Here is a 20,906-nt window from a genome sequence, read left to right as displayed (position 1 = left end):
CATGTCGATCTCGACGTTTTCGAACGCACAGGCCGGCGTCGGTGGCCTCGGCGGCGCGACAGAGTGGACCCAGATCCTCAACAATACCGAACTGGTCAGCCTGGTCGGGTCGTCTGCCGAGCAGGTGCAGAACCAGATCACGCAGATCACGCAGTTGGCGGAGCAAATCCAGAACCAGCTCAAGATCTACGAGAACATGCTGCAGAACACGCTGACCCTGCCCAATCATATCTGGGGCCAGGTCGAAAGCGATCTCATGCGCCTGCAAAGCCTGGTCAATCAGGGGCAGGGGATCGCGTTTTCGATGGGCAATGTCGATGACGTACTACGACAGCGCTTCGCGAGCTTTGCCGATTTCAAGTCCGGCCTTGCCAATGGCCAGACCTTCTCATCCAGCTACCAGGACTGGTCAGACACCAATCGCGACACGATTGCCTCGACGCTGCGGGCGGCTGGCCTGACGGCCGAACAGTTCAGTTCGGAAGAGGCAACAATGAGCCAGTTGCGGTCCATCTCGGAAAGCTCATTGGGCCAGATGCAGGCGCTGCAGGTCGGCCATGAGATCGCGGCACAGCAAGTGGCCCAGGCCCAGAAGCTGCGTGGCCTTGTCTCCCAGCAGGTTACGATGATGGGCACCTGGTACCAGTCCGAACAGGCGGCCAGAGACCTCGCGCAAAATCGCCGGGAGGAATTCTTCAACTCGACCGCACCATCGACCTCGGGCGGGCAGACCATGGAGCCACGCTGGTGAACAGGACTCTGATCATCATTGCCACTGTGGTCGTGGTCGTGATCGCCGCCGTCACGGTCTGGATCGCCATTCGCCCATCTGACGATGCAGGTCAGGCAGCAAGGCCGGCGCCAACGTCCCAGAGGTTCGACACGTCGTCCGGACAGGAAATGAAGCCCCGCTGGAATGCCCCGGAAGACGGGCCGGGGAACGGGGGAGCCGATGGCGCGGCCGACAACTAGAGTTGCCCTCTCTGCACTCGGCTTCCTGGCCTTTGCCGGTCCCGCGCTGGCGCAGGACGGATTTTTGCTGACGACGCTTGAGAACGAGATCGCCAATGCCGCACAGGGCTGGCAAACGACGATCCTCAATGCGGCGCGGTCGCTGTTCTGGATTCTTGCCGGCATCGAGGTCGGGATCGCGGCGGTGTGGCTGGCGATTGCGGCGGCGTCGCTCGACACCTGGTTTGCCGAGCTGGTGCGCCGCATCATGTTCATCGGGCTCTTCGTCTTCATTCTGGAGCAGGGGCCAGACCTCACAAAGGCCGTGGTCGATAGCCTCTTCCAGATTGGCGCCGGCGGCGGTTCGGCTTCGCCGGCCAATGTCTTCAATGCCGGGCTGCAGGTCGCCAGCGAGATGTCGAGCAAGGCCCAGTTCGGCTTGTTCGAGGACAATGCGCTCGCGATCGCCGCCGTGTTCGCCATGGTCATCGTCGTGGTCTCCTTCAGCCTGGTCGCGGCGATCTTTGTTGCCGTGATGGCCGAGATGTATGTGGGCCTGCTCGCCGGCATGATCATGCTGGGGCTCGGGGGCAGCTCATTCACCAAGGACTTCTCCGTCCGGTATCTCGTCTATGCCTTTTCGGTCGGCATGAAGCTGATGGCGCTGGTGATGATCGCGCGGATCGGTTCCGAGGTCCTAATCGATCTCGCCAATTCGCCGACGGGTGGGGACGAGTTCCTGGCGACTCTCGCCATCGCCGGCATCTCGGTCGTTGTCTTTGTGATCGCCATGTACGTGCCCAATATCATTCAAGGGATGGTCCAGGGCGTCTCGGTGACCAGTGGCATGGAAGTCATCCGCCATGGCGGTCAGGCCGCGAGCTTTGCCGCCGGCGGCGCCGCGCTCGCGGTGGGCGGTGCACGGGCGGGAGGAGCCGCCTATTCCGACGCCAGGGCCTCCGGGAGTTCCTTCGGCGCCGCCGCGCTCAAGGGGATGGCAACGGGTGTCGGCGCCGCCGGTGGCGCGGCGGCCTCCGCCGCCCGCGACAAGGCGATTGGCGTGCCGGGAACATGGGGGGCATCCACGCTTGGCCTCGCCAACGCAAAACTCGATCAGTCTCAAAGCCGGCCCACGCGCCGCCCCTCGAGCGACGACAAGGTTTGAGGTGAGGCATGGCCCGGAAACAAACGATTGACAATCCCTATATCGCCGCCCGCATGGAGTGGAACGAGCGCTACGGTTCTTACGCGAAGGCGGCGGCATCGTGGCGCATCGTCGGCATCACCGGCATGCTGATGGCGGTGATCGGCTTTTCCTATGCGCTCTATCAGAGCACGCAGGTCAAACTTGTGCCGTACATCATCGAGGTCGACAAGCTCGGCACGGCTGCGACAGCCGGATACCCGCAACAGATCGAATATGCCGACCCCCGGGTGGTGCGGGCAACGCTCGGGAGCTTCATTTCCAATTTCCGCTCAGTGACGCCCGATACCGTCGTCCAGAAACAATATATCGACCGCGCCTACGCCCATCTCAGGTCGTCCGATCCGGCGACCGAGAAGGTGAATGCCTGGTTCCGGAGCAACTCGCCCTTCGATCGCGCGCGCGAAAAGACGGTGGCGATCGAGGTCAACAACATCGTTCCGCTGTCCAATCAGAGCTACCAGATCGACTGGACGGAATATGAGCGCGACCGGCAGGGCAAGGAGATCGCCACACGGCGGTTCCGCGGCATTGCGACGGTGACCCTGACACCGCCCCAGGACGAGGCGGTCATCCGCCTCAACCCGATTGGCCTTTACCTGAAGGATTTTGACTGGACGGCGCAGTTGTGAGTGCCGCGGAGGAAATTGAATGAAGAAGAACACGAACCGCGGAATCATCCTGTGCGCGGCCGTTTGGGCAGTCCTAGCTGCTTCGCCGGGCTCAGCGCAACAATTGAGCGGGAACGAAATGCGCGGCACCGAGCTCTCGGCGCAATGGCAGCACGGACCGGGCGTCGTTGCGCGCGGGTCGGACGGCAAGGTGATCTTCCTGTTTGGCGAGATCCAGCCCTCGGTGGTCTGCTCGCCGTTGCAGGTCTGCGACATCGAATTGCAGCCCGGCGAAATCGTCCGCGACGTCCTCCTGGGCGACACAGTGCGCTGGAAGGTCGAGCCGGCAACCTCGGGCGCACCGAACGCCCAGGCGGTTCACCTGATCGTCAAGCCATCCGAAGCGGGCCTCGTGACCTCGATGGTCGTCACCACATCGCGGCGGACCTATCATATCCAGCTCAAGTCCCATCATCGCGATTACATGGCGCGGGTCGGGTTCGAATATCCCGAGGACATCAGTGCACGCTTCGCGGAGATCAATGCACGGATCGAGGCGAGCGTCGTGCCTGGGGCAGGGGTGCCGGCCGAGCAACTGGATTTTGGCTTCCATATGAGCGGGTCCGCCCGCTGGCGGCCGACGCGGATCTACAGCGATGGGACGAAGACCTACATCCAGTTCCCCTCATCGCTCTCCGGGCAGGACGCACCGGTACTATTCGTTGTCTCCGGTGGCGAGAACCGGATCGTCAACTATCGCATGAACGGTTCGATGATGGTCGTCGATTTCAACATCGACCGCGCGATCCTGGTGTCCGGCGTCGGCGGCCGGCAACAGAAGATCACGATCCGGCGGGGAGGGTAGGGGATGACCTCACTCGTTTCCATCCTCCGGACGTTCGTCGTCGTCACCTGTCTCGCTATGCTGGCGGGATGTCAGACCATGGGCGGCGCAGCTCTTGTGAGCAGCAGCGCCACGGCCGAACTGACGCCGGACAGCGCCGGCGCCATAAGCGAGGATATGGTGGCCAAGCTCGCCGAACAAATCGGGCCGGGCCGCACGACGATCGCGCTTCGTTCGGACGGCTCCGTCTTTGGCGCCGCGCTCGAGGCGTCGCTTCGAGGCTGGGGCTATGCCGTCGTTACCGATCAGGAGACTGGCGGAGCGATCACGGAACCGCTCGCCTATGTCGCCGATCCGTACGAAGGCGGCGTTCTGGTGCGGCTCTCGACCCGGAAGGCCGAACTGACGCGCATGTATACGGTCACTGCCGAGGGTGCGACACCGGCCAGCCCACTTTCGGTGATGCAGCGCGGACCGGGTGAGACGACATGACGGAATCGCTCAAACTTGGTGGGACATCGCAGGGGCCGAAGATCAGGCGGTTGAACCGTGTCCCCATCATCCTGGCGATCGCGCTCGTGGTCATCTTCTTCGCCGTGATCTTCTATGGCCTGTCATCGCGGGGTCTGCGCTTCGGCGACGGTCAGATCGAGCCCTCATCGGCGCAGCCGGCCTCCAATGATGCGGAACGGCTCAAACAGGGTGTTCCTGACGGGATCATCGGTGAACCGCAGCCGGCCGTGCAGTTGCAGCCCGTTCCAGCTGCCGAACCTGAACCGGCCCGCAATCCGTTCGAGCCGGATGAAGAGGAAGCCGTAGTCCCGCCGGCGCCGGCGCTTGAATCCGAAGAAGTCTGGCGGGCGAGGCTGCAGCGTGAATTCGATGAGCAGATGCTTCGTGAGTACAACCGGCAGCAAATGGCGAGCCTTCAGGCGGACGAGGCAGCCGCGAATTCGCCGATCGCCATCAACCTGAAGGGACTTGAGACCGGCAGCGACACGACGCTGGCGGCAACACCGCAGCCAGGTGCCACGATCAATCGCGGGACGAGTGCTCTCGATCTCTACAGTGCCGCGCTGCAGGCGGGGATTGGTCAGCAGAACGCCGATCCGAACGGCCAGACGGCGAAACGCGAGTTCTTCAATCAGGACATCGCCGATCTCGGCTACTTGCCGAATTCGGTGGTGCCGCAGATGTCCCCGTTCGAGCTCAAACGCGGATCGGTCATTCCGGCCACGCTTGTTACCGGCATCAACTCCGATCTTCCCGGCCGCATCACGGCGCAGGTTTCGCAGAACGTCTATGACAGTGCGACAGGCCACCGGCTTTTGATCCCGCAGGGCGCAAAACTCTTCGGCCGCTACGATTCGGAGGTGTCGTTTGGGCAGAACAGGGTGCTGGTCATCTGGACCGACATCATCTTCCCGAACGGATCAACCCTTCAGATCGGCGGCATGGCCGGCACGGATGCCGCCGGCTATGGCGGCTTCCGGGACAAAGTCGACAATCATTATTTGCAGACATTCGGGTCTGCGATCCTGGTGGCTTTGATTGGTGCCGGGACGGAAATGCTGCTGCCGGAGGATCAGGGCAATTCGCTGAATGGCAACAGCTCGACCGATGCGGCGCGGAGGTCATTCGCAGAGACATTTGGCCAGATTTCTGAGCAAACTGTATCCAAAAATCTCAACGTCCAGCCGACCCTCGAAATTCGGCCAGGCTATCGCTTCAACGTCCTTGTTGATCAGGACATCGTTTTTCCCAGAGCATATCAATGAATCTGAGGTCGGAGGTCCTCGTTCCTAGGCCCTATGGAGGTTGTGGTCTACTGCGCCTCACACTATCGGAATTTAGTTATATTGAATGAGCTTTTTTTGCACTTGATCGATACGCTTTCGCTTCCGCTTGAAGAGCGCGCGGCGCGTCGGGCATTGCGGAATTTCACTGAGGATGCCGGTTTCGACTATTTCGCTTACTTAAATTTGCGCGGACAGGAGAGCTTTGCGGTCTCAAACTATCCGAAAGAATGGCAAGATCTTTATGTGCAGCGCAATTATCTGCGGGTTGACCCTGTTGTTACCACGGCCAAGCATGGCCCTCCGATCTTCTTGTGGTCGTCTATGGATGCGAAACGCGTGGGTCGGCGTGATGTGAGCCGGTTCTACAAGGATGCAGAGAGTTTTGGCATTCGTTCAGGGCTGTCGGTATCTGTCCCGTTTGGCTTCAAGTACCGCATGGTATTCACTCTTGCTTCCGACAAAGCTGAAGTACACGTCAGCGAAGACCCGGACCCTGTAACCGCTGCGATCGCCGTCGCCTCCGTACATTCCCGCCTCGGCGCAGCGACACAGGATGCCGCCCTGGCAACGGACATCCATTTATCGCCGCGAGAGGCCGAATGCTTGCGATGGTTCGCAGACGGCATGTCCATGCCGGACATCGCAGAGACACTTGGAATTGGCTACCGCTCGGTACGCTCTTACCTCGACGAGGCGACCCGCAAGCTCGGCGCCGCCAACAGTCGGCAGGCTGCTTCAATCGCGATCAGGTTAGGCTTAATCTGAAGGTGGGGAGTGTCATCATGCACGCTACAGAACGCATTGAATACTCTGCATCCTGATCAACCTTTCATAGAATACAGGTACGAAGAACCTTATACATAAAGATGTTTTCGATGATCGCGCCTTCGGGTGCGATGTGAACATAACTTGCTTAACGAACGACTATTCCGCGGCGCATTAATTTGTCGCGAGTTCCTAGACCGTGTGCCGCCCATTCAGGTCCATCCTGTCGCAAAATCGTAATTTTCAAGCACCTACTCGAACATCCTCTTTTTCAACCATTTTATCATCCTTGCTGGAAGCTTTTTACGAGCGTTTTGGGGAACGCTCTGTCGATGACCGACAGTTTAGTAGGGACTGACAGGCGGCAGCAATAAAATGCCTACTAATTAGGCATTTTAATAGGTTGGCTATATGCTGGACAATTTTACTTGCGATAGCGGGGGGCTTGATCATACTTTTTATGCGCGAAGTGCGGCTATGAGGAAGAAATCGAAATGACAAATGCATAAACCTTGGCGGATCGGCGCCCTTTTTTCTCTCAGCGGGTCGACCGGTTTACCCGAAAGCGAACACGCACGCGGCGTGCAATTGGCGGTGGCCAAGCTCAACCGTGATGGCGGGATCATGGGCCGGCAGGTCGAGGTGGTGGAGCACAATCCCGCTGGCGATCTGGGTGCGTTCAGAGAGCATGCGGAGAGCTTGATGACGGCCGAGAATGTCTCGATCATTTTCGGCTGCCACACGTCGGATACGCGCAAGATCGTCTCGCGCTCGGTGGAGCGCCGCAATGGGCTGCTATGGTATCCCGCAAGCTATGAGGGGTTCGAATATTCTCCCAACATCCTTTATGCCGGGCCGGTAGCTAACCAACTGATCTTTCCGCTCGCCGATTACCTGGTGGCGGAACATGGCGGGCGAGGCTACCTGGCCGGATGTGATTATGTTTTCCCGCGCGAAACCAATCGGGTGATGCGGGATCTGATCGATGTACGCGGCGGGCAGATTGTGGGGGAGAGCTATGTCCCGGTCGTCGCGTCCCGCAGTGATCTGCAACGAATCATGTTTGATATCCGCAGGCTCGAGCCCGATTTCGTTTTCTCCACGCTGGTGGGTGAGGCAGGGCAGGAGTTCGCACGCATGTATCAAGATTCCGGCCTCGACCTCGATGGACGGCGGCCCATCGGCAGCATATCGCTCACCGAATCCGAGCTTTGGCGCATCGGGCCGGATCGCGCCGAAGGCATCATCACGGCCGCCTCCTATTTCAGCTCGTTGGGCATCGATGAAAACGAGGCTTTTCTCGCGAGTTTTCGAACAAGCTTTGGCGATGATGTTCCTGCCAGCGGTTGGGCTGCAGCCTCCTATGCGCAGACGCTTATATTTGGCGCCGCACTTGAGCTGACCCAGTCCGCCCAGGCCGATGACCTGCTTCAGGCCGTACATGGTATGACCTTCGACGCACCGGAGGGACGCGTGATGATCGATCCCGACAATAATCATACTTGGCTGACGCCAAGGATCGGCCGAGCGAACGCCAAGGGCGCGTTCGATGTTCTGTGGTCGGCAACCGAACTGATTCAGCCCGACCCCTACCTCGCCAATTCACCGATCGCACCGCGACGGAATGCGGACAGCGCGACCATGATGGGAGGGTATTGACATGACGTCGATGCTGCGCGGCCTGAAAGTTTCGGTGATTCATGCCGCTGATCGGGAGCGAGATCTGCTGGTCAATCAGCTTCGTCGCATCGGCTGTCAGGTTTCACCCATATGGCCCATGCCCGATGCGCCGCCGCAGGGAATGGAGATGGTGATCATGGACCTCGACCATCGATTTCAACCCGTCAAGAGTTGGTCGGTCGAGGAAAATGCTCCCGTTCTCATCGCCATGCTGGAATATGAAGACCCCGTCACCGTCAAGGCGCTGCTCGACGCCGGCGTTCACGGGGTCCTGGTCAAGCCGCTTCGGCCGGCGGGCATTCTGTCGACGCTGAGCCTAGCTTGCTGGCTTCATGGCTACCATCAGCGGCTTGAAGCCAAGGTTCGCAAACTCGAAATCACGATCAAGGCGCAACGCGACATTTCGAAAGCCGCCCGTATTCTTGCTGCGTTGCAGGATGTGCCCGAATCCGACGCATTTGAAAGCATCCGCTCTCAAGCCACGCGGCAGCGCATCCCCATGGCAGATGTGGCTGCGAGCATCATCGGCGCGCAGGATATACTGAAGGATTTGTCGAAGAGGGCATAGACTGCCTAAATTTCAGGCAAAGTTCTAGATCGATATATTTTTCACCATTCTGGTTGACAGCGGCAAATACAAGCCGCTACGGTTCTGACAAGCGCCCGGCAGGCCGCTTTCACTAGACAACTGGCTGGCAAGCCTCTGTTCCATACCGCACCCGACCACGGGGCGATGGACGGAGGCTTTTTGCGTTTTGGACGCTGAAAACGAAGTTATGACTGAAATTCCAATCGAGGCTGTGGATATTGCCTGCATCCAGTTCGAGCCCCGCTTTGGGGCGGTGGCCGACAATCTCGCCCGCTCCGGCGCCTTGATCGAACAGGCGGCGGATAGCGGTGCTGAAATCGTGGTTTTGCCGGAACTGGCCAACACCGGGTATGTGTTCGAAAACCGTGAGGAGGCATTGGCCTTGGCTGAGCCGGTTCCCGAGGGCCAGAGCACCCGGTTCTGGGGCGAGATCGCGACACGCAGAAAACTGTTCCTCATATCCGGGATCACCGAGCGCGACGGCGAGCACCTCTATAACACCGCGGTCGTGATCGGGCCTGAAGGCGTGCTCGGCGTTTATCGCAAGCTGCATCTCTGGGCGGATGAAAAGCTGTGGTTCGAACCGGGCAATCTCGGCGTGCCGGTTTTCGACACGCCCCATGGCCGGATCGGCGTGGCGATCTGTTATGATGGCTGGTTTCCCGAAACTTTCCGGCTTGCAGCGCTCGCGGGCGCCGACCTTATGTGCGTGCCCACCAACTGGGTGCCGATTCCGGGGCAGAGCACGGACCAGCAGCCCATGGCCAACGTGCTGCATATGGCCGCCGCGCACAGCAATGTGATGGCGATCGCCTGCGCCGACCGCGTGGGCGTCGAACGCAACCAGTCCTTCATCGGCCACAGCCTGATCGTCAGCCATACCGGCTGGCCCGTCTCGGGGCCCGCAAGCGGCACCGAGGAGGAAATCGTATCGGCGCGGCTCGACCTGTCCGCCGCCCGCCGCGCCCAGACCTGGAATGGCACCAATCATCCGATCCATGACAGGCGCACCGACGTCTATTCGGGCCCTTTCGGCACGGAAACTCCAACTTTCAACGCATCACCCTTCAAAGGAGAGAAAAAATGAAAATTCCCCATCTTGTTTTTGGACTTGGCCTGGGCCTTCTGAGCATGTCGGCACAGGCGCAGGAAACCATCAAAATCGGCATTCCAGTCGGGCTGAGCGGTGCCAACAGCGTCGTCGCCCCCTCGGTTGTGCAGGCTTCTGAACTGGCCGTCGAGCAAATCAACGCGCATGGCGGCGTTCTGGGCCGTGAACTGGAACTGATCATCGCCGATGACGAGTCGGGCGCTCAGGGGGCGCAAAGAGCTTATGACAGCCTCGTGTTCCAGCATAGGGTCGATGCAATTGTCGCAATGGAGACCAGTGCTGCCCGCAATGCGGGACTGCCGATCGTCAACCGGGGCCAGATCCCTTACATCTACACCTCGTTTTACGAGGGCAAATCCTGTTCACCATGGATGCACATCAATGCCTGGGTGCCCGAACAGCAGGTCGCACCCATCGTCGACCAGTTCATGAACGAATTGGGTGCCAAATCATTTTTCCTGATTGGCAGCGATTATGCTTTCGGGCGTGGGATGCTGGAGTTCACACGCGAATATGTGGAAGCCAATGGCGGCGAGGTCGTGGGTGAAGAATATCTGCCCATGGATGGCTCGGACTGGACAGCGATCATCTCGCAACTGCGTTCCGCCAACCCCGATGCCCTCATCACCTCAACGGCGGGCGGGGCGCCGAACGTGACCCTGACCAAGCAGTTGCGGACCTCGGGTGTCAACATTCCCTATGGCAATTATGCCGTCGATGAAGGTACGGCTGCGAGCATGGGTTCGGACGCCGAGGGCATCTACATCGCCGCTTCCTACATCACCGGCATCGATTCAAAGGCCAATGCGGAGTTTCGTGAAGCACTGAGAGCCAAATTCGGGGATGACACCGAAACTCCGAACGAACTTTCCGTGCCCCAATATGAAGCGATTCTCGCCTATGCCATGGCGGTGGAGCAAGCCGGTACGACGGATGCCGAACCGGTGGTCGAAGCCTTGAGCGAGGTCACGGTCGAGGGACCGCGTGGCTCGATCACCATGGACAAGCAACGCCATGCGCCGCTGACGATGTATCTGGGTCAAATCCAGGGCGATGGTTCGGTCTCGGTGATCAACTCTTTTGAAAATGTCGATCCGGGTGAGCAGTGCCCGCAATTCGCAGAGTGACCCGTGCGAGGCGCGGAGCCTGTTCCGCGCCTCGCCTTTTCAACTGAAAGTGCAAAATGGCCGTTCTCGCCCTCGATATTTTAACCACGGCCGGAATCCTGTTTGTGGTTTCGTCCGGGTTGCTGATCATCCTTGGGGTGATGAAGCTCATCAATTTCGCCCATGGCGCATTTTTGACGGTCGGCGGCTACACCGCCTATTCGGTCAGTGCCGCGGGCTATTCGCCCTGGCTGTCGATTCCGGCAGCCGCGATTTTCGGATTCGTTGGCGGATTGGTGGTCGAGCGGTTGATCGTACGGCCGCTTTATGACCGTCCGCTGGATGCGATTCTGGCCACATGGGGATTGGGCATCGTGATCGGTCAGTTGATCACGCTGGGGTTCGGGCGCGGCGTACAGTTTGTTCCCACGCCTCTGGCCGGCACGACCGAATTGCTTGGCGTGGATTATTCCGCATATCGACTTGTGGTCGCAATTGTCGCCGTCTTGCTGGTGATTGCGATGAGCGCATTGTTGAAATTGACGCGTTTCGGCCTGAATGCGCGCGCAGTCATCATGGATGAAACCCTGGCGCGTGGCCTTGGCATCGACAGTACGCGCGTGCGCGCATGGACGTTCGGCATCGGCGCCGCACTGGCTTGCGCCGCGGGCGCCCTGATCACGCCGCTATTATCGGTCGATCCAAATATGGGCCTGCCCTGGTTGGTGAACAGCTTCATGCTGGTGTTGATATCGGGGGTCTCCTTTCCGAGCCTGTTTGTGGCTTCCCTCATTCTTGGCGGCGCGCAAGTCGTCGTCAGTACCTATGCCAATCCCATTTTGGGCGGGATGACCATCGTGGTCATCGCTGCACTGGTTTTGCGCATCAATCCGAAAGGTTTCAGCCGTGGGTGACGACAGAACCTGGGCCACTTCCCGCTTTCGCCGCGCGTTCATCGGGTCTTTGATCGGACTGGCCGTCGTAGCGATCGCGCCGTTTTTTCTCGATATTTACCTGACCAGCATCCTGATTAGAACGCTGTTTCTGGCGGCGGTGGTGATGACAGTCGACATCATTTGGGGCTGGGTCGGGATTCTGACGTTCGGACAGTCGGCATTTTTTGGCATCGGCGCTTATGCCTGTGGGCTGGTCTTCACACATTATGGATTCGGCCCCGGCTGGGCGCTGGGCGCGCTCGCCATCGGATTGATCGCCGCAGCCCTTGTTGCAGGCGCGACAGGCTGGTTGGCCTTCTTCCACGGTTCCTCGCCGCTTTATGCCTCGATCATGACCCTGGCGCTGCCCATCATTCTCACCCAGGTGATCTTTTCGGCGGGCACTTTCACGGGTTCCTCCAGCGGCCTCTCAGGCTTCCCGACCTATTATTGGAGCCTGGAAGTCTGGCTCTGGATCGCCGGTGTCTTCCTTGTGCTGACCACGGCGGGGGGATGGCTTTTGGTGCGGAGCGATTTTGGACGCGTCATGATCGCGATCCGCGAAAACGAGTTGCGCTGCGCATATCTGGGGATCCCTGTCTCGCGCATCAAAACCGCTCTTATGATTGCTGCGGCCATCGTCACAGCGGCCGCAGGTTTCGGCTATGCAGCTTTTTCAAACGTGGTGGCGCCGGAACTGGCAGGGTTTCAGCTTGGCACGGAATTCTTGATCTGGACGGCGCTGGGCGGACGCGGAACCCTGTTTGGGCCCGTCGTCGCCGCGATTGGCATCGAAACCACATCCTCTTGGCTTTCGGGCACGCTGCCCTTCTTGTGGCAATTGTTGATCGGCGTCGTCTTTGTCACGGTGATCGTGTTGTTGCCCCGCGGGTTTGCGCCACTGTGTACCGGCCTCTGGCGTTATGTCCGGCCCAAATCCAGGCCATTTGTGCTTGAGCGCACGTTGGCGCTCGATTCCGACAGCCGTCTGGGACAGAGGGCAAGCATCGACACGCCGCCTCTGCTGATCGAGCAATTGTCGCGCCGTTATGGCAGCCTGCATGTGCTGACCGATGTCACGATGACCGCGCGTGCGAGCCAACTTCTGGGAATCATCGGGCCCAATGGTGCGGGCAAGACGACATTGATGCGCTGCATCAGCGATGGCAATGAGCGCAGCGACGGCATGGTCAAGATCAACGGAAACGATATCGGCCGCGCTTCGCCGCACAAGGTCGTGGAACACGGTGTCGGCCGCAGCTTTCAAAACACCAGCCTGTTTGACAGTCTCACGATCGCGGAGTGCCTTATGCTTGCGCGGTATCGCCTCGATGGGGCGCAATTGTTTCGAAACAAGACGAACCTGGCGCTCTCTCAGCCGGCGCTTGATATCCTCAGCGCCACGGGACTCGATCAAAGACTGACGGAGCAGACCAAAAACCTCTCTCATGGCATGAAGCGCGGGCTGGAACTTGCGATGGTTCTGGCGTCCGAACCATCGGTCCTTCTGCTCGATGAGCCCACGGCCGGTCTCACCCATGCCGAGCGTGCGGTCATCGGCAAGGTTCTCAGCCGCCTGACGCGTGAATATGCCTTATGCATCGTGCTGATCGAACACGATCTGGATTTCGTCAGAGAGATCAGCGACCGGGTCGTGGTGCTGCACCAGGGCGAGATCCTCATGGAAGGGTCCGTTGACGAGGTCGTCTCGTCGGAACTGGTCAAATCGGTTTATGCCGGGCATCAGGTGGAGGCCGCTGAATGAGTTCTCCCTTGCTTTGTCTAAACGACCTGACCAGCGGTTACGGTTCCGCAGCCGTGCTGCATGACATCTCGCTTGAAGTCGACCGGGCGCGCATTGTCGCTGTTCTGGGCAAGAACGGGATGGGCAAGTCTACGCTGCTCAAGACCATAATGGGTTTCGTGCGCCCGATGAGCGGCCGTATCATGTTTGGCGAAGAGGATATGACCAATGTCGGACCCAACCGGATGGTGCGCGCCGGCGTTGCCCATGCGCCTCAGGAGCATACGCTGTTTCCCGACCTGACAGTGGAAGACAATCTGCGGCTGGGCGTGATTTCCGACCGGCTGTTCCGGCAGCGACTTCCCGAAATCGAGGCGGTTTTTCCACGCATGATCGAAAGGCTGCGCCAAAGTGCGGGAACCTTATCGGGTGGCGAGCAGAAAATGCTTTTGATGTCGCGCGTCCTGATCGCCCAACCGAAGATCGTGCTGGTCGATGAAATCAGTGAAGGCCTGCAGCCGACAATGGTCAACCGCATGGCTGAGGCGCTGATCCGTGCCCGGGATGAACTCGGTATCGCGGTTTTGCTGGTCGAGCAGCATTTGAGCTTTGCCCTATCTGTGGCCGATCAGGTCGCCATGATGAAACTGGGCGAGATTGTCGAGCGCGGTACACCGCAGGAACTTGGCGAAGGCGATCGCCTTGCCGCCCATCTGGCGGTCTAGACGATGCGTCTTTTTCCACGTGAGATCGACCGGTTGATCCTGCATCAAGCCGCTACGCTTGCGCGGTCGCGCCAACAAAAGGGCTTGCCTTTGAGCGAACCCGAAGCGCGTGCCTTGATCGCCGATGCCATCTGCGAGGGCGCCCGGCAAGGCGGAACGGTTGCGCAGATGGTGGAATTGGGTGCCTCGAGGCTGACGGAGGACGATGTTATGCACGGCGTTGCCGAAAGGCTCCAGGTCGTGATGGTGGAAGCGTTGTTTCCGGATGGTCAGAAGCTTGTCTGTGTGCACGATCCCATCGGACCGGGTGACCGGCCGCAGGCCGCCACAGAGGCGCCCGCGCGCTGGCAAACCGGGGAGGCGCCGGTTCTGGTCAATCAGGGGCGGCCGGTGCTGCGCCTGCGCGTCAGCAGCGTTGCGGACAGGCCGATCCAGGTCGGGTCTCACTATCATTTTTTCGAAGTCAATCCGGCGCTCAAGTTCGACCGGCAGAGCGCCTATGGATTTCGGCTCGACATTCCATCGGCGACAACCCTGCGCTTCGAGCCCGGCGACACCCGCGATGTCGACCTGGTGGCATTTGGCGGCGCCCGGATCGTGCACGGATTGGCCGGACTGGTGGACGGTCCGCTGGACGATGTCGACACGCGCGAGGCCGCTATGCAGCGCCTCGCAGAATTCATGAAGGCGTGACCATGGCATGCAGTATCGACCGCAATCGTTATATCGAGCTTTATGGTCCGACGACGGGCGATCGTGTTCGGCTCGGTGACACGGGGTTGTGGGCGAGAGTGGAACGGGACCTGTGCGCCGGCGGCGACGAATTGGTGTTTGGCGCCGGCAAAACCCTGCGTGGGGGCACGGGCTGCGATGGGGCGCAGACTTCATCCCAGGGCATTCTCGACCTTGTCATCACCAACGCACTGATCATCGATACCGTCGCCGGCATATTCAAAGCCGATATCGGCATTTCGAACGGCCGCATCGCGGGGATCGGCAAGGCCGGCGATCCTAACATCATGGGTGGCGTTACGCCCGGTCTGACAGTGGGTGTGAACACCGATGTCCGCGCTGCAGAGGGGCTGATCGTAACTGCGGGGGGGATCGACTGCCATGTACATTTCATCGATCCGGGGCAGGTGGAAGAGGCGTTTTGTTCGGGCATGACCACCATGATGGGTGGGGGGCTGGGGCCAACCACCGTGCCGATCGCCTCGACCGGGACCACCAATCTGGGTCTGATGCTGCAGGCGGCCGAGGCCTTTCCGATGAATTTCGGTTTTATCGGAAAGGCGGCGTCGCACCGTGTCGAACCGCTGCTCGAGCAGCTTGCCTCGGGCGCTGCCGGACTGAAAATTCACGAGGATTGGGGCGCAAGCCCTGCGGTGATCGATGCCGCGCTGAAAGCAGCCGAGATCGGCGGGGGACAAATTCAACTGCACAGCGATACCCTGAACGAGTCCGGCTTTATCGAACACACCATGCGGACCATCGGGGACCGGGGCATCCACGCTTATCACGTGGAAGGTGCGGGCGGCGGCCATGCCCCGGACATTATCCGAATCTGCGGGCGTGAAAATGTTCTTCCCTCGTCCACCAATCCAACGAACCCTTTCACGATCAACACGTTCGACGAACACTTCGACATGGCGATGACCAGTCATCACCTTAATCCGCGCCTGCCTGAAGACGTCGCGTTCGCGGAAAGCCGAATCCGGCGTGAAACCATAGGTGCAGAGGATATCCTTCATGATATCGGCGCGATCAGTGCGATCGGCTCGGACAGCCAGGGGATGGGCCGCATTGGCGAGACGATCGCCCGAACGTGGCAACTGGCCGATCAGATGCGCGATTTGCGCGGCACCCTGGAGGAGGACAAAGGCTCCGGGGCCGATAATTACCGTATCCGGCGATACATCGCCAAATTTACGATCAATCCCGCCAGGATGTTCGGCATCGATCAAGAGGTCGGTTCAGTGGAGAGCGGCAAATTGGCTGATCTGGTCTTCTGGCGTCCAGACAGCTTCGGGGTCAAACCCGAACTGGTCATGAAGGCGGGGTTCCCGGTCTGGGCACCTTTGGGTGAGGCAAATGCGTCATTGATGGCTTGCGAACCCGTGCGCTATCGCCCGATGTGGGGCAGTTTCGGCCGCGCGCCACAAAGCCTTGGGCTGCGGTTTGTGGCCCCGGGGGCCATCGAAAACGGGATTGCCGCCCGGCTTGATCTGCGCGCCCGATTGGCCCGAGTCAGCGATACCCGTGCCCTGAGCAAGCTTGATATGTGCCTCAACAACGCGGTACCTGATATCGAAGTCGACCCCGAAAGCTTTGAGGTGAGGATCGACGGCGTGCTGGCACAGAGCAGGGCGGCAATTCGTGTCGCGCTCGGCCAGGGCTATATGTTGAAATGAAAACGGAGGGCGCGAAATGGCGGTGCGTATAGGAATTGGCGGTCCCGTGGGATGCGGAAAGACGCGCCTTGTTGAACGCCTGTTGCCGATCTTCCAAGGCGAGGGCGTATCGGTGGCTGTGATCACCAATGATCTGGTCACGCTGGAGGATTCCGAACGGGTACGCCGCTCCGGATTGATCGACCCCGAGCGCGTGCTGGGCGTTGAAAGCGGGGCGTGTCCCCATACCGCGATCCGCGAAGACCCCTCGGTCAATATCGAGGCGGTGGAATATCTCGAAGCCCGTTTTGCACCCGATCTCATCATGATCGAAAGCGGCGGCGACAATCTCGCCGCGACCTTTTCCAGCGAACTGGTGGATTGGTGGGCTTTCGTCATCGACGTGGCAGCGGGGGACGACATTCCGCGCAAGCGTGGCCTTGGCGTGCTGCGTGCTGATCTTTTGATCGTCAACAAGATCGACCTGGCCTGCCATGTCGATGCCGACCTCGATCGCATACGCGCAGATGTCGCGCGAGCCCGCCCGGACCGGCCCTCACTGTTTACCAATTTGCGAGACAATGACGGGGTGCGCGGCGTGTTCGACGAGATCGCGCGGGGCACGCTGTTTGGACGAGCCGCCTGATGAACGAAGGGTATTTATCGCTGCGCTTGAAGCGTGACGGTCGGCAGCGGACCCGTCTTTCCGCCCGGCGGCAAAGTTATCCGTTGACGACCACGGCAGTGTTGCCGATGGCCGGCGAAAACACGGCATTGATCTACGTTCAAAACGCAGCGGGGTCGATTTTCGGCGGTGACAAATTACGGCTTGAGATCGCGCTCGATGAGGGGGCCGAGCTGTGCCTTTCCACGCCGACCGCGACACGGTTGAACGGCACGGCGCCATCTGTTCAGGAGACCTGCATATCTGTCGGTTCCGAAGCCTTTATCGAAGTCATTCCGGACATGATCATTCCTCACGGGCGCGCGCACCACCAGCAGATCACGCGCCTCGAAATGAAGGGCGATGCCGGGGCGATCATAATGGATTTGATGGCACCAGGACGGGTGGCGCGGGGCGAGCGTCATGACTACGCACTCGTCTCTTTACGCCTTGAGGTGTCGATAGACGGTCGTCCTATCCTCGTCGATGCCGCACACTTCTGCCCGTCCGAAGCCGATCCGTGGTCTGCGGGTGCCTTAGGTGATGAAGGCTATGTGGGCACAGTGTTCGTTTTGGGTGATTGCCCGGATCACGCTACGTTGGGCCAGAAGATTGCCGCTGGGTTCGAGGCCATCGAGGGCATTTTTGGCGGTGCGGCTCCACTGGCTTCGGGTCACGGTGTCGTGGCCCGATTTCTTGCCGATGACGCCACCGCTTTGCGGCTTGCCGGCCATGCCGCTTGGGACATCGCAAGGCGACAGATGCGCGATCGCCCGGCTCCCGTGCTGCGAAAATGAAAGGAGGTTCATGATGATCATTGTCAGCGATATTCTTGGTCATGTCAGCGATACTGTCTTCTCCGACCGGCCGAAGGACCAGATCTGGATCGCGGCAGCCGATGCCGGGCGTCGTCGCCTTCGTGCCAGAAGCGAACTGGGAACGGATATCGGCATCGACCTTAAGTCCCCGAGCTGGCTGGCGGATGGCCTGGTGCTGCACGATGACGGCGCCCGCATATTGACGGTGGTGCGCAAACCCGAACCGGTGATGATCGTCAGCCTTTCGGGAATCGATGCCAGCGAGGTGTTCTGCATCGGCCACGCGCTGGGCAATCGCCACGCTGCCGTGGAATTGCGGGATGGAGAAATCGTCGTGCAAGTCACCGAAACACCGCAGTTGGCAGCCCGTCCGCTACTGGCGTACGGAATAGATCCGTCACGCATCCGATTTGTGGATGATCCCTTCGCCACAAGGGCACCGCCCCTCGGGGCAGGTCTGGGCCGGGCGCATCATCATGCGCATGTCGGCGGGCGGTATCTGCACGAAAGCTGAGGCGATGAACGGGTTTGCCTCGCGTGACTTGCTGGCGGATGGCGGGGCCATGCTGACCATGCTGCAGTTGGCGGATTCCGCGCTGCCGATCGGACGTCATGCGCACGCGCTGGGACTGGAACGTATGTTGCGCGACGGCCGGGTTCCCGACGCGGAAAGGTTGCGGGAGGTCGTGGTCTCGGCGCTCATCCAGGGTTGTGCCCGCGGCGATGGGGCCGCCGCCGCGCTGGCCCATGATGCTCAACGGTCGGGGACCGAAGCCCGGCTGATCAGTGTGGACGAGCGCCTCGACTGTTTGAAGTTGACGGCCCCCGCACAGACGGCCTCGCGAAGATGCGGCCGCCGCCTCGCCGCCCTTGTGCCGCGTCTTTGTGACAATTCCCTGCTTAACACCTACGCGGCGGCTGTTCTAGCCGAACGCACGCCCGGCCATCTTGCGGTGATCACCGCAGCTACGGCTGCCGCTTGCGGCATTTCCCGACGGTCAACCGTTCTGATGGAAGTGCGTGGCGTTGCGACCATGATTCTTTCGGCGGCAGTGCGTCTGGATGTTCTGCCTGCCGCGGCCTCTCAGGCCATGCTGGCCGGCCTCGCTCCGGACATCTTGAAGGCGAGCGAACTCGCACTGTCTTCGAGCCTCGAGGACATGGACTGCAGCGCGGTGGCTGCCATCGAGATCGCTGCGATGCGACATGCGCAGGACCATGGCCGGCTATTTGCCACCTGAGCCAAATGAAAAGGCAGTTGCGGATGGATGAACAACAAGTGCTGCGTGTGGGTCTTGACTGGGAGGTCGATACCATCGATCCCCCGCGATCGTTTGGCGGCTGGAACACCGGCCGTGTCGTGCAGCAAACCCATGAAAGTCTGGTGGAGGACGATTTCGAGACAGAGCCTGCCTTTGCCGGCCAGCCCACCAGGATCGTGCCCCGTCTGGCCGAAAGCTGTGAGGTTTCGAGCGACGCGCGCCGCTTCGTCTTCCGTTTGCGGCCGGGTGTCCGCTTTCACGATGGCGCACCGCTTGATGCCGAGGCTGTGGCTCTCAATTATGCCAGGTTTTGTGACCCGAGTTCGTGGGTGTTTTCACCCGAGGCAGCCGGGCTGAACCGAACGGCGGCGAACATGATCGCCAAGATCGAGGCCATCGATCCCCTGACGGTTGAAATTCTGCTCAATGAGTCGGCACCGGATTTCCTGCGTTACATGACCCAGGAGGATGCGCCCGGTGCCCAGTCTCTGGTCAGTCCGCTTGCCTTGAAGCAGTTTGGCGCCGAGGGATGCGCCGATGAAACAGCACCCGGGACGGGCGCCTTTTGCTTTCATCGACGTTTCGACACGCCGGACGGGCCGGGCGTGGAATTGATCCGCAATGATGCCTATTGGGGGTCCCGGCCAAGACTGGCCGGCATCCGCTTTGTGCCCTATCGCAATCTGGACGATCGCGTGCGGGCACTGGCCGAGGGCGAAGTGGATATGGCTTACAGCCTTGAAGGCGCAGATTTGTCGCATCTGCAATCTGCCGGGATCACGATCCCCGAATTTTCACCGCCTTATATCTGGTATCTGGTTTTTAACCTGCGGCATCCGCAGATGGCCGACATCAGGGTCCGCCATGCGATCGGACACGCTATTGATCGGGAGGCTCTCTCTCAACTGTTTCCCGACGCATCGACGCCGGCGATCAGCACATTGCCGCCCGGCTCACCGTCCCATGATCCAGAAGCCGAGGAGCGCTATCCCCATGACCCGGAACGCGCGCGCGCTTTGCTAGAAGATGCAGGCGTTGGCGATGGCTTGACGATGCGTGTCATTGGCGCTCGCGCCGGATCTGCGCAACTCAATCCGGGTGCCATTTTTGCTCAGCTTGAACGAGATCTTGCGGCGGTGGGCATCGGACTGAAAATATCGTTGCATGAAGACTGGGTCGATTATTGCAATGAATGGGGGAGGGGAATGGCAGCTGACATCGGCTTCAGCGAGATGAGCTGGGCGATGTCGAGCGATCTCTGGCTCGGCCAGATATTGCATAGCCGCAATGCGGCCCCGGAGGGCTTCAACGCGGGTTATTTGCGTGACTACCATCTCGATGCATTGCTCGACAAGGCTGCGAGCACCATAAGTGATGCTGACCGCGTTCGCCTTTATCGGTACACAGACCAATATGTCATGGAGCAACTACCCATTTTGCCCTTGCTTGGTACTCGACGCGGCGTAGTCGGCTTTTCGCGCAGGGTTAAAGGGCTGGTATCAGTCAGTCAATGCTGGCATGATTTCAGAAATGTGCATCTAGTTTAGTCTCGGCGATAGCGCGATTAGTCGAATCGCATCGAACCGAAACTCAGCTCATCTGACGCGTTGACCTAGAATGGAAAATCGGATTCGCATAATATTGCTTATGGAACTAAAGGCTATTTTTGGGAACGATTTCTGCGGCTTAGCAATGCGCCCATTGACGC

General features: G+C 60.0%; 22 protein-coding genes. All 22 read left to right on the top strand.

Annotation, left to right across the window (positions count from 1 at the left end; translation table 11 throughout):
- Nucleotide 1: 1 nt before the first annotated feature.
- A complete protein-coding gene (trbJ, locus tag LC343_RS23635; RefSeq protein ID WP_238484455.1) occupies nucleotides 2-751 on the top strand; it encodes a P-type conjugative transfer protein TrbJ in 750 nt (249 codons plus the stop codon).
- Nucleotides 748-972, top strand: a complete 225-nt coding sequence (locus LC343_RS23630; RefSeq protein WP_223479619.1) for a TrbJ/VirB5 family protein — start codon at nucleotides 748-750, stop codon at nucleotides 970-972. Before trbJ ends, LC343_RS23630 begins: the two co-directional genes overlap by 4 nt.
- Complete coding sequence (trbL, locus tag LC343_RS23625) at nucleotides 953-2,116, top strand: P-type conjugative transfer protein TrbL (RefSeq protein WP_223479618.1); 1,164 nt, start codon at nucleotides 953-955, stop codon at nucleotides 2,114-2,116. Before LC343_RS23630 ends, trbL begins: the two co-directional genes overlap by 20 nt.
- An 8-nt stretch (nucleotides 2,117-2,124) precedes the next feature.
- Nucleotides 2,125-2,787 carry a conjugal transfer protein TrbF gene (locus LC343_RS23620; RefSeq protein ID WP_223479617.1) on the top strand — a complete coding sequence of 221 codons (663 nt, stop codon included), beginning with the start codon at nucleotides 2,125-2,127 and terminating at the stop codon, nucleotides 2,785-2,787.
- A 19-nt stretch (nucleotides 2,788-2,806) separates the two neighbouring features.
- Nucleotides 2,807-3,631 (top strand): P-type conjugative transfer protein TrbG, encoded by an 825-nt coding sequence (gene trbG / locus LC343_RS23615; RefSeq protein WP_223479616.1) that lies wholly within the window; start codon nucleotides 2,807-2,809, stop codon nucleotides 3,629-3,631.
- Between the two features lie 3 nt (nucleotides 3,632-3,634).
- Nucleotides 3,635-4,102, top strand: coding sequence for a conjugal transfer protein TrbH (trbH, locus tag LC343_RS23610; protein WP_223479615.1), 468 nt, complete (start codon nucleotides 3,635-3,637; stop codon nucleotides 4,100-4,102).
- Nucleotides 4,099-5,388, top strand: coding sequence for an IncP-type conjugal transfer protein TrbI (gene trbI / locus LC343_RS23605; protein ID WP_223479614.1), 1,290 nt, complete (start codon nucleotides 4,099-4,101; stop codon nucleotides 5,386-5,388). Before trbH ends, trbI begins: the two co-directional genes overlap by 4 nt.
- Nucleotides 5,389-5,469: 81 nt before the next feature.
- Nucleotides 5,470-6,174, top strand: a complete 705-nt coding sequence (locus LC343_RS23600; protein WP_223479613.1) for an autoinducer binding domain-containing protein — start codon at nucleotides 5,470-5,472, stop codon at nucleotides 6,172-6,174.
- Nucleotides 6,175-6,675: 501 nt separating this feature from the next.
- On the top strand, nucleotides 6,676-7,833 hold the full coding sequence (locus tag LC343_RS23595) for a transporter substrate-binding domain-containing protein (protein WP_223479612.1): 1,158 nt from the start codon (nucleotides 6,676-6,678) through the stop codon (nucleotides 7,831-7,833).
- A gap of 1 nt (nucleotide 7,834) precedes the next feature.
- The gene (locus LC343_RS23590; protein ID WP_223479611.1) at nucleotides 7,835-8,422 is read left to right on the top strand and encodes an ANTAR domain-containing response regulator; all 588 of its coding nucleotides are present in this window, start codon (nucleotides 7,835-7,837) and stop codon (nucleotides 8,420-8,422) included.
- 208 nt (nucleotides 8,423-8,630) lie between these two features.
- Nucleotides 8,631-9,530: a nitrilase family protein gene (locus tag LC343_RS23585; protein WP_223479610.1), complete on the top strand. Its 900-nt coding sequence runs from the start codon at nucleotides 8,631-8,633 to the stop codon at nucleotides 9,528-9,530.
- Nucleotides 9,527-10,681, top strand: coding sequence for a substrate-binding protein (locus tag LC343_RS23580; protein ID WP_428982663.1), 1,155 nt, complete (start codon nucleotides 9,527-9,529; stop codon nucleotides 10,679-10,681). The genes LC343_RS23585 and LC343_RS23580 overlap by 4 nt, the downstream gene beginning before the upstream one ends.
- A 56-nt stretch (nucleotides 10,682-10,737) precedes the next feature.
- Nucleotides 10,738-11,574, top strand: a complete 837-nt coding sequence (locus tag LC343_RS23575; RefSeq protein WP_223479609.1) for a branched-chain amino acid ABC transporter permease — start codon at nucleotides 10,738-10,740, stop codon at nucleotides 11,572-11,574.
- 49 nt (nucleotides 11,575-11,623) lie between these two features.
- A complete protein-coding gene (locus LC343_RS23570) occupies nucleotides 11,624-13,360 on the top strand; it encodes a branched-chain amino acid ABC transporter ATP-binding protein/permease (protein WP_223479608.1) in 1,737 nt (578 codons plus the stop codon).
- Entirely contained in the window at nucleotides 13,357-14,064 is a 708-nt protein-coding gene (locus tag LC343_RS23565; protein WP_223479607.1) for an ABC transporter ATP-binding protein, read from the top strand. Before LC343_RS23570 ends, LC343_RS23565 begins: the two co-directional genes overlap by 4 nt.
- A 3-nt stretch (nucleotides 14,065-14,067) precedes the next feature.
- On the top strand, nucleotides 14,068-14,757 hold the full coding sequence (locus LC343_RS23560) for an urease subunit beta (RefSeq protein WP_223479606.1): 690 nt from the start codon (nucleotides 14,068-14,070) through the stop codon (nucleotides 14,755-14,757).
- Nucleotides 14,758-14,759: 2 nt separating this feature from the next.
- On the top strand, nucleotides 14,760-16,475 hold the full coding sequence (ureC, locus tag LC343_RS23555; RefSeq protein ID WP_223479605.1) for an urease subunit alpha: 1,716 nt from the start codon (nucleotides 14,760-14,762) through the stop codon (nucleotides 16,473-16,475).
- A gap of 16 nt (nucleotides 16,476-16,491) precedes the next feature.
- Nucleotides 16,492-17,100: an urease accessory protein UreG gene (ureG, locus tag LC343_RS23550; protein ID WP_223479604.1), complete on the top strand. Its 609-nt coding sequence runs from the start codon at nucleotides 16,492-16,494 to the stop codon at nucleotides 17,098-17,100.
- Nucleotides 17,100-17,915, top strand: coding sequence for an urease accessory protein UreD (locus LC343_RS23545; protein WP_223479603.1), 816 nt, complete (start codon nucleotides 17,100-17,102; stop codon nucleotides 17,913-17,915). The genes ureG and LC343_RS23545 overlap by 1 nt, the downstream gene beginning before the upstream one ends.
- A gap of 10 nt (nucleotides 17,916-17,925) precedes the next feature.
- Complete coding sequence (locus LC343_RS23540; RefSeq protein WP_223479602.1) at nucleotides 17,926-18,450, top strand: urease accessory protein UreE; 525 nt, start codon at nucleotides 17,926-17,928, stop codon at nucleotides 18,448-18,450.
- Nucleotides 18,413-19,177 (top strand): urease accessory protein UreF, encoded by a 765-nt coding sequence (locus tag LC343_RS23535; protein WP_223479601.1) that lies wholly within the window; start codon nucleotides 18,413-18,415, stop codon nucleotides 19,175-19,177. The genes LC343_RS23540 and LC343_RS23535 overlap by 38 nt, the downstream gene beginning before the upstream one ends.
- 23 nt (nucleotides 19,178-19,200) lie before the next feature.
- Complete coding sequence (locus LC343_RS23530) at nucleotides 19,201-20,745, top strand: ABC transporter substrate-binding protein (protein WP_223479600.1); 1,545 nt, start codon at nucleotides 19,201-19,203, stop codon at nucleotides 20,743-20,745.
- Nucleotides 20,746-20,906: the final 161 nt, after the last annotated feature.

Origin of the sequence: Oricola indica, from assembly GCF_019966595.1 — a bacterium.
GTDB lineage: Bacteria > Pseudomonadota > Alphaproteobacteria > Rhizobiales > Rhizobiaceae > Oricola > Oricola indica.
Note: the sequence above shows the minus strand (reverse complement) of the source record. Positions and strands in the feature narration are given on the sequence as shown.